The sequence below is a fragment of the Streptomyces sp. WAC 01529 genome, from assembly GCF_003945545.1.
Lineage (GTDB): Bacteria > Actinomycetota > Actinomycetes > Streptomycetales > Streptomycetaceae > Streptomyces > Streptomyces anatolicus.
In genome coordinates this window covers 5717819-5731759 of sequence record NZ_CP029617.1, presented here as the reverse complement: position 1 = coordinate 5731759, position 13941 = coordinate 5717819, and the positions used below count along the sequence as shown (strand labels likewise).

General features: G+C 69.9%; 15 protein-coding genes. 7 read left to right on the top strand and 8 right to left on the bottom strand.

Features of this window, described 5'->3' with window-relative positions; all coding sequences use genetic code 11:
• Nucleotides 1–133: 133 nt before the first annotated feature.
• The gene (locus DMA15_RS25780; RefSeq protein WP_125515136.1) at nucleotides 134–982 is read right to left on the bottom strand and encodes a 3-hydroxyacyl-CoA dehydrogenase family protein; all 849 of its coding nucleotides are present in this window, start codon (nucleotides 980–982) and stop codon (nucleotides 134–136) included.
• Between the two features lie 168 nt (nucleotides 983–1150).
• Complete coding sequence (locus tag DMA15_RS25775) at nucleotides 1151–1792, bottom strand: TetR/AcrR family transcriptional regulator (protein ID WP_125515135.1); 642 nt, start codon at nucleotides 1790–1792, stop codon at nucleotides 1151–1153.
• Between the two features lie 98 nt (nucleotides 1793–1890).
• On the opposite strand from DMA15_RS25775, the gene DMA15_RS25770 reads away from it, so the two are divergent.
• A complete protein-coding gene (locus tag DMA15_RS25770; protein WP_125515134.1) occupies nucleotides 1891–2673 on the top strand; it encodes an ATP-binding cassette domain-containing protein in 783 nt (260 codons plus the stop codon).
• Between the two features lie 18 nt (nucleotides 2674–2691).
• Nucleotides 2692–3447, top strand: a complete 756-nt coding sequence (locus DMA15_RS25765) for an ABC transporter permease (RefSeq protein ID WP_125515133.1) — start codon at nucleotides 2692–2694, stop codon at nucleotides 3445–3447.
• Nucleotides 3448–3472: 25 nt separating this feature from the next.
• On the opposite strand, the gene DMA15_RS25760 is transcribed toward DMA15_RS25765, so the two are convergent.
• Complete coding sequence (locus DMA15_RS25760) at nucleotides 3473–4696, bottom strand: phospholipase D-like domain-containing protein (RefSeq protein ID WP_125515132.1); 1224 nt, start codon at nucleotides 4694–4696, stop codon at nucleotides 3473–3475.
• Between the two features lie 171 nt (nucleotides 4697–4867).
• On the opposite strand from DMA15_RS25760, the gene DMA15_RS25755 reads away from it, so the two are divergent.
• Together DMA15_RS25755 and DMA15_RS25750 are read left to right on the top strand one after the other, a co-directional pair.
• Nucleotides 4868–5110 (top strand): DUF6411 family protein, encoded by a 243-nt coding sequence (locus tag DMA15_RS25755; protein WP_125515131.1) that lies wholly within the window; start codon nucleotides 4868–4870, stop codon nucleotides 5108–5110.
• Nucleotides 5111–5124: 14 nt separating this feature from the next.
• Nucleotides 5125–5697, top strand: a complete 573-nt coding sequence (locus DMA15_RS25750) for a cob(I)yrinic acid a,c-diamide adenosyltransferase (protein WP_125515130.1) — start codon at nucleotides 5125–5127, stop codon at nucleotides 5695–5697.
• Between the two features lie 6 nt (nucleotides 5698–5703).
• Here DMA15_RS25750 and DMA15_RS25745 read toward each other — a convergent pair whose 3' ends face one another.
• Nucleotides 5704–6282 carry a hypothetical protein gene (locus tag DMA15_RS25745; RefSeq protein ID WP_125515129.1) on the bottom strand — a complete coding sequence of 193 codons (579 nt, stop codon included), beginning with the start codon at nucleotides 6280–6282 and terminating at the stop codon, nucleotides 5704–5706.
• Nucleotides 6283–6436: 154 nt separating this feature from the next.
• On the opposite strand from DMA15_RS25745, the gene DMA15_RS25740 reads away from it, so the two are divergent.
• The 3 genes from DMA15_RS25740 (at nucleotide 6437) to DMA15_RS25730 (ending at nucleotide 10352) form a co-directional block, all read left to right on the top strand.
• Nucleotides 6437–7639 carry a histidine kinase gene (locus tag DMA15_RS25740; RefSeq protein ID WP_125515128.1) on the top strand — a complete coding sequence of 401 codons (1203 nt, stop codon included), beginning with the start codon at nucleotides 6437–6439 and terminating at the stop codon, nucleotides 7637–7639.
• Nucleotides 7636–8286 (top strand): response regulator transcription factor, encoded by a 651-nt coding sequence (locus tag DMA15_RS25735; RefSeq protein ID WP_125515127.1) that lies wholly within the window; start codon nucleotides 7636–7638, stop codon nucleotides 8284–8286. The genes DMA15_RS25740 and DMA15_RS25735 overlap by 4 nt, the downstream gene beginning before the upstream one ends.
• A gap of 251 nt (nucleotides 8287–8537) precedes the next feature.
• Complete coding sequence (locus DMA15_RS25730) at nucleotides 8538–10352, top strand: glycoside hydrolase family 18 chitinase (RefSeq protein ID WP_240659930.1); 1815 nt, start codon at nucleotides 8538–8540, stop codon at nucleotides 10350–10352.
• Between the two features lie 124 nt (nucleotides 10353–10476).
• On the opposite strand, the gene DMA15_RS25725 is transcribed toward DMA15_RS25730, so the two are convergent.
• The 4 genes from DMA15_RS25725 to DMA15_RS25710 all read right to left on the bottom strand — a co-directional run bounded on the left by DMA15_RS25725 (nucleotide 10477) and on the right by DMA15_RS25710 (nucleotide 13936).
• Nucleotides 10477–10926, bottom strand: coding sequence for a DUF2550 domain-containing protein (locus DMA15_RS25725; RefSeq protein WP_055533393.1), 450 nt, complete (start codon nucleotides 10924–10926; stop codon nucleotides 10477–10479).
• Nucleotides 10927–11070: 144 nt separating this feature from the next.
• A complete protein-coding gene (locus DMA15_RS25720) occupies nucleotides 11071–11445 on the bottom strand; it encodes a F0F1 ATP synthase subunit epsilon (protein WP_030792151.1) in 375 nt (124 codons plus the stop codon).
• A gap of 131 nt (nucleotides 11446–11576) precedes the next feature.
• The gene (gene atpD / locus DMA15_RS25715) at nucleotides 11577–13019 is read right to left on the bottom strand and encodes a F0F1 ATP synthase subunit beta (RefSeq protein WP_125515125.1); all 1443 of its coding nucleotides are present in this window, start codon (nucleotides 13017–13019) and stop codon (nucleotides 11577–11579) included.
• Nucleotides 13019–13936, bottom strand: a complete 918-nt coding sequence (locus DMA15_RS25710; RefSeq protein WP_125515124.1) for a F0F1 ATP synthase subunit gamma — start codon at nucleotides 13934–13936, stop codon at nucleotides 13019–13021. The genes atpD and DMA15_RS25710 overlap by 1 nt, the downstream gene beginning before the upstream one ends.
• Nucleotides 13937–13941 lie beyond the last annotated feature (5 nt).

Below are 13941 nucleotides of genomic sequence, written 5' to 3'. Positions count from 1 at the left end.
ACTGCAACTGACTGCCGCGTGGGCGAGGAAGTTGCCGTCTGTAAGCGAACCGATACCGAATTCACTCCGAGGGGTGACCCAGGAGGTGACGAATCGTCGGACGAGGCGTCAGACGGCGTACGTCAGTACCCGCTCAGTGCTTGTAGAAGCCCTGCCCGCTCTTGCGGCCGATGTCACCGGCGTCAACCATCCGGCGCATCAGCTCCGGCGGCGCGAACTTCTCGTCCTGGGACTCGGTGTAGATGTTGCTGGTGGCGTGGAGCAGGATGTCGACGCCGGTGAGGTCGGCGGTCGCGAGCGGGCCCATGGCGTGGCCGAAGCCGAGCTTGCAGGCGATGTCGATGTCCTCGGCGGTGGCGACGCCCGACTCGTAGAGCTTGGCGGCCTCGACGACGAGCGCGGAGATCAGACGAGTCGTCACGAAGCCGGCGACGTCGCGGTTGACGACGATGCAGGTCTTGCCGACGGACTCGGCGAACTCCCTGGTGCGGGCGAGCGTGTCGTCACTGGTCTTGTAGCCGCGCACCAGTTCGCACAGCTGCATCATCGGGACCGGCGAGAAGAAGTGGGCGCCCACGACCCGCTCCGGACGCTGCGTCACGGCCGCGATCTTGGTGATCGGGATGGCGGAGGTGTTGGAGGCGAGCACGGCGTCGTCGCGCACGAGCTTGTCGAGCGTGCGGAAGATCTCGTGCTTGACCTCCAGCTTCTCGAAGACGGCCTCGACGACGATGTCGGCGTCGGCGACGGCGTCCATGTCGGTGGTCGTGGCGATGCGCCCGAGCGCGGCCTCGGCGTCCTCGGCCGCGAGCTTGCCCTTGCTCACGAACTTGTCGTACGACGCCTTGATGCCGTCGGTGCCACGGGTCAGGGCCTCGTCGGTGACGTCGCGCAGGACGACGTCCCAGCCCGCCTGGGCGGAGACCTGAGCGATACCGGACCCCATGAGTCCGGCTCCGATGACGGCGAGCTTCCGTGCCACTGTTCCGACTCCCCTACCGCTTATCACGCTTGGCTTACACGCTGTTTACGTATGCCTCTGCAGCGGACATTAGCGGCCGTGAGGGCGCCTGTGGCGGCGAAGAGATGCGCGTCACGTCTCAACTGACGGACATCACACTGATACGCGTCACCCGGTGGCGCATACGCCTCACCCGGTGGCGCGCACCGCGTAGTTGAGGACCCGTTCGCCGAGGAGGGACTCCATCTCGTCGAGCAGGCCGAGGGCCTCGCGGGAGACCTCGGCGACCTCCCGGGACTTGGCCATCTCGTCGCCGATCCAGCTCATGAGCGTGCTGTGGAGCCAGGAGAGCTGCCCCGCGACGAGCGCGGGCAGCGGGTCGCCGCCGGCGGCGCCCGTCTCCTCGGCGAGGGTCCTGGTGAGGGTGTCCAGGGCCTCCTGCTGGATCGCCCAGAGCCGGGAGCGCAGCGGCGGCGCGTCGGTGATGACCTTCATGAAGTCGGCCCAGCCGGGGAAGAGCCCGACGGCCGGTGAGGCGCTCTCGACGTCCGTGCGCAGCTCGCGCAGGACGGCGTCGGCCGCGGACTCGCCCTCGCGGCGGCCGCGTACGTGGCGGGAGAGCCGGTCGACGGCGTCCGCGCCCCGGTCGAGGAAGAGGTCCTCCTTGGCCGGGAAGTAGTTGTAGACCGTGTTGACGGAGACGTCCGCCGCGTCGGCGATGTCCGCGATGGTCACCGTGACGAAGCCGCGCTCCAGGAAGAGCCCCGTCGCGATGTCGGAGATCCGCTGCTTGGTCTGGCGCTTCTTGCGCTCCCTGAGCCCCTCGGTCATGACCTCATCGTAGGCCTCACTGGTCACCATGAAATTTTGCACCCCCTGAAAACTTGGTGCGATTGCAAAATTTCATGGACTCTGTTTTTGTGGTCGTCATGGCAATCATCAGCACCGCCGGGCTCACCCGGACCTTCCGGAGCAGCACCGGGCCCGTTCATGCCGTGCGCGGCATCGACCTGACCGTCCGGCCGGGCGAGATCCTCGGCTTCCTCGGGCCGAACGGCGCGGGCAAGACCACCACGCTGCGCATGCTGACCACGCTGCTCCCGCCCACCGGGGGCGCCGCCACCGTCGCGGGCTGCGACCTGGCCAAGGACCCGGCGGGCGTCCGGCGCAAGATCGGCTATGTCGCCCAGTCCGGCGGCGTCGACCTGAGCATCTCCGTACGCGAGGAGCTGATCACCCAGGGCCGCCTCTACCGCCTGACGAAGGGCGAGGCCATCGCCCGCGCCGACGAGCTGGCGCGCGACCTCGGCCTGACGGAGCTGATGGAGCGCCCCTGCGCCGCGCTCTCCGGCGGCCAGCGGCGGCGCCTGGACATCGCCCTCGGGCTCACGCACCGGCCCGAGGTGCTCTTCCTGGACGAGCCGACCACGGGGCTCGACCCGGGCAGCCGCGCCGACCTGTGGAAGCTGGTGCGCAAGCTGCGCGACGAGTACGGCACCACGGTCTTCCTCACCACGCACTACCTGGACGAGGCCGACGCGCTCTCCGACCGCCTGGTCGTCGTCGACAAGGGCGTGGTGGTCGCCGAGGGCACGCCGAGCGCGCTCAAGCTCCGGTACGGCGGCTCGATCGACGCCTCACTCCAGGACACCTTCCTCGCCATCACCGGGCGCGCCCCCGCGCCCAACGACACGGCCCCCGTCGCCGTCTGACACCCCAGGACCCCACCGATGCCCGCACTGCTCTCCGACACCGCGCTCATCTTCGGGCGGTACGCCCGGCAGACCCTGCGCTCCAAGTTCCAGATCCTCTTCGGCGTCCTGACGCCCCTGCTCTACCTGCTGTTCTTCGGGCCGCTCCTCACCGACCTGCCGCTCGGCTCCAAGGGCGACTCCTGGCAGGTGCTCGTGCCGGGCCTGCTGCTCCAACTCGGCCTGTTCGGGGCGACGTTCAGCGGCTTCGCGCTCATCATCGAGAAGCAGTTCGGGGTGGTGGAGCGGCTGCGGGTGACCCCCGTCAGCCGCCTCGCGCTGCTGCTCGGCCGGGTCCTGCGCGACGCCGCGCTCTTCGTCTTCCAGGCGGTGCTGCTGGTGCTCGCCGCGCTGGTGATGGGGCTCAGGGCGCCGCTCGGCGGCATCCTCATCGGCTTCGCGTTCGTGGCGGTGCTGACCGCCGGGCTCGCCTCACTGTCGTACGCGCTCGCCATGAAGGTCTCCAAGGCGCACGAGTTCGGGCCCGCGGTGAACGCCGTCAGCATGCCCTCGATGCTGCTCTCCGGCCTAATGCTGCCGATGGCGCTCGCGCCCACCTGGCTGGACGTCCTGTCGCACTTCATGCCGTTCCGCTACCTCGTCGACGCGGTGCGGGCCGGATACGTGGGCGACTACGCGAGCACGACCATGCTGTACGGCGTCCTGATGGCGCTCGCCTTCGTGCTGCTCTCCGTCACGGTGGGCACGCGCGTCTTCCAGCGGGCCGGGGCGTAGGCCTCACAGGAACCGGGCGCAGGCCTCACAGGAACCGGCGGATGGGCCGGACGCTCAGCTCACTGGCGCGCTGGAGGAGGGAACGTCTCTTCCACCGGCCCTCCCGGATCAGCTCGCTGGCCCGCACGTCCTCGTCGAAGTGCCCGTCCAGCGTCGCGGTGAACTCCTGGTCCAGGACGGCGAGCATGACCTCCTCGTCGTGATCGAGGGAGCGGCGGTTGAAGTTGGTCGAGCCGATCAGAGCGGCGACGCCGTCGACGGTGATGACCTTGGCGTGCATCATCGTCGGCTGGTACTCATAGATCCGCACGCCGCAGCGGATGAGTTCCTCGTAGTAGTGCTGCCCGGCCAGCCGGCAGACCCGCTTGTCGGTGTGCGGCCCGGGCAGCACGATCTCCACCTCGACCCCGCGCCGCGCGGTGGCGCAGAGCAGCTCGATGAAGTACGCGTCCGGGGAGAAGTAGGCCGTGGCCAGCCGGAAGCGTTCCTCGGCGGACTCCAGCATGACGCGGATCAGGGTCTGCATGTCCTGCCAGCCGAAGCTGGCCGAGCCGCGCACCACCTGCACGATGGCGTCGCCCTGGGACCGGTGTCTGATGAACCGGTCCTGGTCGTCGAAGAGTTCTCCGTGGCACTCGGCCCAGTTCTGCGCGAACGCCGCGGCGATCCCGTCCACCGCGGGGCCGTGGACCTCGACGTGGGTGTCGCGCCACTCGTCGGGGTTACGGGCGTCGCCGCACCACTCCTCGGCGATGCCCACCCCGCCGGTGAAGGCGGTCTCCTCGTCGACGACGAGGACCTTGCGGTGACAGCGGTGGTTCTGCTTGAGGGGCGACAGGTGCAGCGGCTTGCGGAACCACGTCACCTGCACCCCGGCCTGCTCCATCACCCGCAACTGCTCGCCCTCGATCAGCCGGCTGCCGAAACCGTCGAGGAGCAGCCGCACCCGCAGCCCGGCGCGCGCCCGCTCCGCGAGGGCGTCGGCGAACCGGCGGGCGATGTCGCCCTTCCAGTAGACGAAGGTCATCATGTCGACCGTGTGCTCGGCGGAGTGGATCGCGGCCAGCATGGCGGCGAAGATCTCGTCGCCGTTGCGCAGGACGGTCAGCGCGTTGCCCTCGGTCGCCGCGATGCCGATCAGCCGCTCCAGGCGCCGCCGTATCCGCGCGACGCGATCCGGCACGGCCGGGCGAGCGGGCGCTCTGGTGGCCTCCGAGGCCGGCTCGGCGGACTCCTGCGTACGGGTCATGGCATTCCCTGGCCGGAACACGACGAGGAAGCGTCGGGCCGCGGCGCCCGGTCCGGCACGGGCTGAGCGGCGAGCCGACTGTACCCCCGCCGCACGGGCGGGCCGCGGTCGGCGCATGGGCCGTGGCCGGCGGGGCACACGGCAGACATACCCCACCGCAAGGAGCCCGTCATGATGGTTGTCGGTATCGTCGCCGTCTGCGTCGTCCTGGCCGTCCTCGCCTTCCTCGTCCCCCGCCTCTCCCGGCACCCCGAACGCGGCACCCAGCGCACCCTGGGAGCCGGTTCGCGCGCCGGCGGCAAGGCCCCCGGCATCCTCGGCCGGATCTTCAGCAAGCCCTTCCGCAGCAGCTCCAAGGCGGTGGGCCACAGCGGTTCCGCAGGCCGCCGGGCCCGGGGCCGCATGCCCTTCTGACTACGCTGGCCCGCATGGTCAATCTGACGCGCATCTACACCAGGACCGGCGACCAGGGCACCACAGCCCTCGGCGACATGAGCCGCACCGCCAAGACCGACCCGCGGATCGGGGCGTACGCCGACGCCAACGAGGCCAACGCGGCCATCGGCACGGCGATCGCGCTCGGCCGGCTCGACGAGGAGGTCGTGAAGGTCCTCGTACGGGTCCAGAACGACCTCTTCGACGTGGGCGCCGACCTGTCCACGCCGGTCGTCGAGGACCCGGAGTATCCGCCGCTGCGCGTCGAGCAGAGTTACATCGACAAGCTGGAGGCCGACTGCGACCGCTTCCTGGAAGAGCTGGAGAAGCTGCGCAGCTTCATCCTGCCGGGCGGCACGCCGGGCGCCGCGCTGCTGCACCAGGCGTGCACGGTGGTGCGGCGGGCCGAGCGGTCCACGTGGGCGGCGTTCGAGACCCACGGCGAGACCATGAACCCACTGACCGCCACCTACCTCAACCGCCTCTCCGACCTCCTGTTCATCCTGGCCCGTACGGCCAACAAGGAGCTGGGGGACGTGCTGTGGGTGCCGGGCGGCGAGCGCTAGGGCCCGTCAGGTCCTCGTGAGGGGCCGGTCCCCGTCCCGCTCCCCCGGCGCCGGGGCCGGGTCCCGCCTCGGGAACACCGCGTAGCTCAGCGCGACCAGGCCGTGGATGCCCGCCGTCCGCCAGGCCGTGTGCATCCACGCCTCCAGCGACGAGGTGCGGGCCGGGTCGTCCACGTACCACATGGCGAGCAGCAGCAGCCCGGTCGCGACCACCGCCGCGACGGCGGTACCGAGCCAGATCTTGGCCTCGTGCAGGGCGCGGGCCTTGCCGTAGCGCGGCGGGCGCGGCAGCGGCATGCCGTGGAAGCGGTGCGCCGCGTGGCCGTCGAGCCACTTCACCGTGCGGTGGCCGTGCCCGACGGTGTAGCCGATGTAGACCGCGGCGAGGCCGTGCTTCCAGCTCGGGTCGGCGCCGTTCCTCAGGTCGACGGCGGTCACGACGAGCAGCAGGACCTCCAGCAGCGGCTCGCACAGCAGGAGCGCGAGGCCGGGGCGCGGCATCCGCAGCAGATAGCGGGCGGCGAGGCCCGCGGCCAGCAGCACCCAGAATCCGACCTCGCAGATGATGATCAGCGTGACGATCACGGCTCGCTCCTCTCGGTCACCTCTCAAGGCTCCCGCCGGGCCGGGCCCCGATCATCGTCGCCAGTGACGAAGTGGCACTGCATCCTTCGATGTACCGGGCGCTTCCTCCCCGGGGATCACGCGTGGCGCCGCCCCGCCGTGTTGGATGGAGGGCATGGCCGTGTCCCTCCCCCGCCCCCAGCGCGTCGACGTACGCATCGCCGTGGGCAGCCTGCTGTGCGGGCTCGCGCTGTGGGCGCTCGGGCTGCACTCACAGATCGGCAGACCGCTCGGCATCGACTGGGCGCTGGTCCCCATGGCCACCCTCGTCGGCATGGAGCTGCTGCGCAGCAGCAGACCGCAGCTCGCCCTGGCCGTCGGCACCCTCGCCGTGGTGGCGGACCAGTTCACCGCGGGCAACCTCGCGTCGATCCTGATGTTCACGGACGTGGTGTACGCGGCCGTGGTCTACGGCACCCCGGCCGCCGCCCGGCGCATCCCGGTCACCACGGGCCTGGTGACGGTGGCGGCCACCGTCGGGTTTTTCGCGTGGTTCCGGGAGCCGGAGGCGGTCCTGATCGGCGCCGTCACCGCCGCGATCTCCTTCGCGCCCGCCACCACCGGCGTCCTGGTGCGCAACCACCGCGAGGCGACCGCCGCGGCGAAGCTGCGGGCCGAGCAGACCGCGCTGCTCGCCGAGATGGACCGCGTCCAGGCCGTCACCGCCGAGCGCGCCAGGATGGCCCGCGAGCTGCACGACATGGTCGCCAACCACCTCTCCGCGATCGCCATCCACTCCACGGCCGCCCTCTCCCTGGACGACCCCAAGACCAGCCAGGACGCCCTCGCCGTCATCCGGGAGAACAGCGTCGAGGGGCTGGCCGAGATGCGCCGCCTCATCGGCATCCTGCGCGACGACAGCGGCGACCTGGAACCGGCCGCGGCCCCCACCCTCGACGGCCTCGGCGCCCTCCTCGCGGGCGCCCGGAGGGACGGCCTGGACATCACGCTCGACGACGTCCGCGACCCGCAGGGCCCGAAGCTGCCCGCGCCGGTCGAGCTGGCGGCGTACCGCATCGTCCAGGAGTCCCTGACCAACGCCCTCAAGCACGCATCCCCGGGCCGCGTCACCGTCTCGCTCGTCCAGGCGCCGCGCGCCCTGACCGTCCGCGTGACCAGCCCCTACGACGACCCGACGGGCCCCCGCGCGCCCGGCTCGGGGGCCGGGCTCGTCGGCATGCGCGAACGCACCGAACTGCTCGGCGGCACCTTCGAGTCGGGCCCCGAGACCAGCCCCATGACCGAGGGCGGCGGCAAGGTCTGGATCGTCTCCGTGACCCTGCCGGTCGACCCCGCGGACGAAGGAGCCAAGGAATGATCCGGGTACTAGTCGCCGAGGACCAGTCAGCCGTACGGGCGGGACTCGTCCTGATCCTGCGCAGCGCGGCCGACATCGAGGTGGTCGGTGAGGCGGCGGACGGCGAGCAGGCCGTGGCGCTCGCCCGCGAACTCCGTCCCGATCTGGTCCTGATGGACATCCAGATGCCGCGCCTCGACGGGGTGTCGGCAACGCGCCAGGTCGTCTCCGAGCAGCTCGCGGACGTCCTCGTCCTGACCACCTTCGATCTCGACGAGTACGTCTTCGGGGCGCTGCGGGCGGGCGCCTCGGGGTTCCTCCTGAAGAACACCGAGGCGAAGGACCTCCTGGAAGGGGTCCGTACGGTCGCGCGCGGCGAGGGCCTGATCGCCCCGGCCGTCACCCGCCGTCTGATCGCCGAGTTCGCGGCCCCGCCGAAGGCCGTACGCAGGGAGAACGGGCCGGACCCGGCCGTCCTGCAGAGCCTGACGCGGCGCGAGCGCGAGGTCTTGTCCTGCATCGGCGAGGGCCTGTCGAACGCGGAGATCGCGGCCCGGCTCTCCATGGCGGAGGCGACGGTGAAGACGCACGTGAGCCGGATGCTCGCCAAGCTGGAGCTGCGCAGCCGGGTCCAAGCGGCCGTCCTGGCGCAGGAGTTGGGTGTCTGAAAGTCACCCGTCGGCGCCCGGCCCGTGCGGCGCCGGAGCGATCCGGTCAGTGGTTCAACCTCTTGACCGTTGGTCCAGACCTTTCTATTCTCACCGCACTGCGGTGAGCACTCCCCACGTCTTTGCGTGCTCACGGGCGGCGCAGGGTCCCACCCCCGAACCCCCGGATCTCACCCGAGGAGCACCTCGTGCGCTTCACACAGAGCACCACGGGCAGCACAGGCCCAAGACTCAGACTCAGGCACCGAGCAGTGGCCGGACTGACCACGCTGCTGCTGCCGATCGCCACCCTGGTCGCCCTCGGTGCTCCCGCCGAGGCGGCCCCCGACGCCGCCCCCGAGGCCACCGCCACCTACGCCAAGACCCAGGACTGGGGCAACGGCTTCGAGGGCAAGTGGACCATCAAGAACACCGGCACCACCACGCTCAGCTCCTGGAACGTCCAGTGGGACTTCCCCGCCGACACCAAGGTGACCTCGGCCTGGGACGCCACCGTCACCAACTCCGGCACCCGCTGGACCGGCAAGAACCTCTCCTGGAACGGGACGCTCGCCCCCGGCGCCTCGGTCTCCTTCGGCTTCAACGGCACGGGCCCCGGCGCCCCCTCCAAGTGCACCCTCAACGGCGGCAGCTGTGACGGCGGCAGCGTCCCCGGCGACAACCCGCCGAGCGCCCCCGGCACCCCGACCGCGTCCGGCGTCACCGACACCTCGGTGAAGCTCGACTGGAAGGCCGCCACCGACGACAAGGGCGTCAAGAACTACGACGTCCTGCGCGACGGCGCCAAGGTCGGCACGGTGACGGGCACCTCGTACAGCGACAGCGGGCTGACCGCGGGCACGGACTACTCGTACACCGTCCAGGCCCGCGACACCGCCGACCAGACCGGTCCCGCCAGCGGCGCCGTCAAGGTCCGCACCACGGGCGGCGGCGACCCGGGCCCCGGCCCCGGCGACAAGGTCAAGCTCGGCTACTTCACCGAGTGGGGCGTCTACCAGCGCAACTACCACGCGAAGAACATCGCGACCTCCGGCTCGGCCGCCAAGATCACCCACATCAACTACAGCTTCGGCAACGTCCAGAACGGCAAGTGCACCATGGGCGACGCCTACGCGGCGACCGACAAGGCGTACACGGCCGACCAGTCCGTGGACGGCGTGGCCGACACCTGGGACCAGCCCCTGCGCGGCAACTTCAACCAGCTGCGCAAGCTCAAGGCCAAGTACCCGCACATCAAGATCCTCTGGTCCTTCGGCGGCTGGACCTGGTCCGGCGGCTTCACCGACGCCATGAAGAACCCGGCGGCCTTCGCCAAGTCCTGCCACGACCTGGTCGAGGACCCGCGCTGGGCCGACGTCTTCGACGGCGTCGACCTGGACTGGGAGTACCCGAACGCCTGCGGCCTGACCTGCGACACCTCGGGCCCGGCCGTCTTCAAGACGATGATGCAGGCGTTCCGCAACGAGTTCGGCGCCAAGAACCTCGTCACCGCCGCCATCACCGCGGACGGCTCCAACGGCGGCAAGATCGACGCCGCGGACTACGGGGGCGCGGCGCAGTACGCCGACTGGTACAACGTGATGACGTACGACTTCTTCGGCGCGTGGGCGGCGAAGGGCCCGACCGCGCCGCACTCGCCGCTCACCTCCTACGCCGGTATCCCGCAGGAGGGCTTCAACTCGGCCGCCGCGATCGCCAAGCTGAAGGCCAAGGGAGTGCCCTCCGCCAAGCTGCTGCTCGGCATCGGCTTCTACGGGCGCGGGTGGACCGGTGTCACCCAGAAGGAGCCGGGAGGCTCCGCGACGGGCGCGGCGCCGGGCACGTATGAGGCGGGCATCGAGGACTACAAGGTGCTGAAGAACTCCTGCCCCTCTAATGGGACCGTCGCCGGTACGGCGTATGCGCACTGCGGTACGAACTGGTGGTCGTACGACACCCCGTCGACTGTTCGTTCCAAGATGACCTGGGCCAAGGAGCAGGGGCTCGGCGGTGCGTTCTTCTGGGAGTTCAGTGGGGATACGGCCAACGGTGAGTTGGTGACTGCCATCAATGACGGACTGAAGTAGTCCGTACCCCCCCGGAACGAAGCCGGGGAGACAGGATCGCCCCCTGTCTCCCCGGCTTCTTTGTGTTCTGCGGGTTGTTTGTGGCTGGTCGCGCCGTTCCCCGCGCCCCTTTCAGGGGCTTCACTCACGCCACATTGACACGTTGGCCGGGAGGCGCCGCCTCCAGCCAGGCCAGGAAGCCCGTCAGCGCGTCCTCGCTCATCGCCAGCTCCAGGCGGACGCCACGGTGCAGGCAGCCCAGGACGATGGCGTCGGAGAGCAGGGCCAGCTCCTCCTCGCCGTCCGGGGCGCGGCGGTCGACGACCTCGATCGCCGAGCGCTCCAGGACGCGGCGCGGGCGGGGAGCGTAGGAGAAGACGCGGTACCACTCGACGCGGTCACCGTTGTAGCGGGCGACGCCGTACCCCCAGCCCTTGCCGGAGGTGTCGCCCTTCTCGGGCGCGTCCCAGCGCAGGGAGCAGTCGAACGTTCCGCCGGAACGCTGGATCAGCCGGCGGCGCAGTCCGAAGACGAAGAGCCCCACCAGAACCAGCGCGATCAAAGCAAGTCCGCACACGAGCAGAGTGAGGATCATCGGCACCGACCTCCTCGCCTCTACTGTCGGTCGACCGACCGACAACGGACCAATACATTGCACCCGCATTGCCTCAGCCGCGACCCGGTCCGGAGTCTTCCCGGACCTGGCCGCGGCTGAGTCACGTTACGCCGCGCGCTGGGGTCAGCGCGCCGCCACCGCACGCAGTCGGACGTCGGCGCGCCGCTCGGCGGAGGCGTCGGCCTCCGACTTCGCGCGCTCCAGCGCCCGCTCCGCACGCTGGACGTCGATCTCGTCGGACAGCTCCGCGATCTCGGCCAGCAGCGACAGCTTGTCGTCCGCGAAGGAGATGAATCCCCCGTGGACAGCGGCGACGACCGTGCCGCCATCGCTCGTACGAATGGTCACCGGGCCCGACTCCAGCACACCGAGCAGCGGCTGGTGACCGGGCATGACGCCGATGTCGCCGGACGTGGTGCGCGCGACGACCAGGGTGGCCTCGCCGGACCAGACACTGCGGTCCGCGGCGACCAGCTCGACATGCAGCTCAGCAGCCAAGGGTGGCTCCTCGGGTCACCACCCGGCGGCTTCGCCGGGTGTTGGGTCAAATTCTAGTGGGCGTACGGAGAAGGGCGGGACACTGCCCCCGCGGGTGTGACCCGCCCCTCTCCGGAGTTGAGCTGCGCGGCTCAGGAGACGCCGAGCTCCTTGGCGTTCTTCTTGAGGTCCTCGAGACCACCGCACATGAAGAAGGCCTGCTCGGGGAAGTGGTCGTACTCGCCGTCGCAGATCGCGTTGAAGGCCGCGATCGACTCGTCGAGGGACACGTCCGAGCCGTCCACGCCGGTGAACTGCTTGGCGGCGTGCGTGTTCTGCGACAGGAAGCGCTCCACGCGACGGGCGCGGGCGACGACGAGCTTGTCTTCCTCGCTCAGCTCGTCGATGCCGAGGATCGCGATGATGTCCTGGAGGTCCTTGTACTTCTGCAGGATCCCCTTCACGCGCATCGCGGCCTCGTAGTGGTCCTGCGCGATATAGCGCGGGTCCAGGATGCGGGACGTGGAGTCCAGCGGGTCCACGGCCGGGTAGATGCCCTTCTCGGAGATCGGACGGGAGAGAACCGTCGTCGCGTCGAGGTGGGCGAAGGTGGTGGCCGGGGCCGGGTCGGTCAGGTCGTCCGCGGGGACGTAGATCGCCTGCATCGAGGTGATCGAGTGACCACGGGTCGAGGTGATGCGCTCCTGGAGGAGACCCATCTCGTCGGCCAGGTTCGGCTGGTAACCCACCGCGGAGGGCATGCGGCCGAGCAGGGTCGAGACCTCGGAACCGGCCTGCGTGAAGCGGAAGATGTTGTCGATGAAGAACAGCACGTCCTGCTTCTGCACATCGCGGAAGTACTCCGCCATGGTCAGACCGGCCAGGGCGACGCGCAGACGCGTGCCCGGCGGCTCGTCCATCTGGCCGAAGACCAGCGCGGTCTTGTCGAGAACGCCGGCCTCCTCCATCTCGACCATGAGGTCGTTGCCCTCACGGGTGCGCTCGCCGACACCGGCGAAGACGGAGACACCGTCGTGCAGCTTGGCCACACGGACGATCATTTCCTGGATCAGAACGGTCTTGCCGACACCGGCACCACCGAACAGACCGATCTTTCCACCCTTGACGTACGGGGTGAGGAGGTCGACGACCTTCAGGCCGGTCTCGAACATCTCGGTCTTGGACTCGAGCTGGTCGAAGGCCGGGGCCTTGCGGTGGATCGTCCAGCGCTCGGCGTCCGCGACGGTCGACGGGTCGTCGTTGAGGACCTCGCCGAGCGTGTTGAACACACGGCCCTTGGTGACGTCACCGACCGGCACCGAGATGCCCTTGCCGGTGTTGGTCACCGGGGCCTGGCGGACCAGGCCGTCGGTGGGCTGCATCGAGATGGAGCGGACCACGCCGTCACCCAGGTGCTGGGCGACCTCGAGGGTCAGCGTCTTGCGGCCGCCCGCGGTCTCCGGGTCGTCGACCTGGACGTGGAGGGCGTTGTAGATCTCCGGCATCGCGTCGACGGGGAACTCCACGTCGACGACCGGGCCGATCACCCGGGCGACGCGGCCCGTGGCAACGGCCGTCTCAACAGTGGTCGTCATTACTTGTCACTCCCCGCGGTCGCGTCGGCCAGCGCTGCTGTGCCGCCGACGATCTCGCTGATTTCCTGGGTGATTTCGGCCTGGCGGGCCGCGTTGGCAAGCCGGGAGAGGCTGTTGATCAGATCCCCGGCGTTGTCGGTCGCCGACTTCATCGCGCGGCGCGTGGCGGCGTGCTTGGAGGCAGCCGACTGGAGCAGCGCGTTGTAGATACGGCTCTCGACGTACCGCGGCAGCAGGGCGTCGAGGACGTCCTCCGCCGACGGCTCGAAGTCGTACAGCGGAAGGATCTCGCCCTTGGCGGGCTTCTCCTCGGCCACCTCTTCGAGGCTGAGCGGAAGCAGGCGGCCGTCGATGGCCGTCTGCGTCATCATCGAGACGAACTCGGTGTAGACGATGTGGAGCTCGTCCACGCCGCCCTCCGCCGTCTCCTTCTCGATCGCCTCGATCAGCGGCGCCGCGACCTTCTTGGCATCCGCGTACGTGGGCTCATCGGTGAAGCCCGACCACGACTCCACGACCTTGCGCTCGCGGAAGTTGTAGTGGGACAGACCGCGGCGGCCGACGATGTACGTGTCGACCTCCTTGCCCTCGGCCTCCAGGCGCGCGGTCAGCTGCTCCGCGGCCTTGATGGCGTTCGAGTTGAAGGCGCCGGCCAGACCGCGGTCGCTCGTGAGGAGCAGAACCGCGGTACGGGTCGGCGTCTCGGCCTCGGTCGTCAGCGGGTGCTTCGTGTTCGACCCAGTGCCGACCGCCGTGACCGCGCGGGTGAGCTCGGTCGCGTACGGCGTGGAGGCCGCCACCTTGCGCTGCGCCTTGACGACGCGCGAGGCGGCGATCATCTCCATCGCCTTGGTGATCTTCTTGGTCGCGGTGACGGATCGGATGCGACGCTTGTAGACCCGGAGCTGAGCTCCCATGAGTC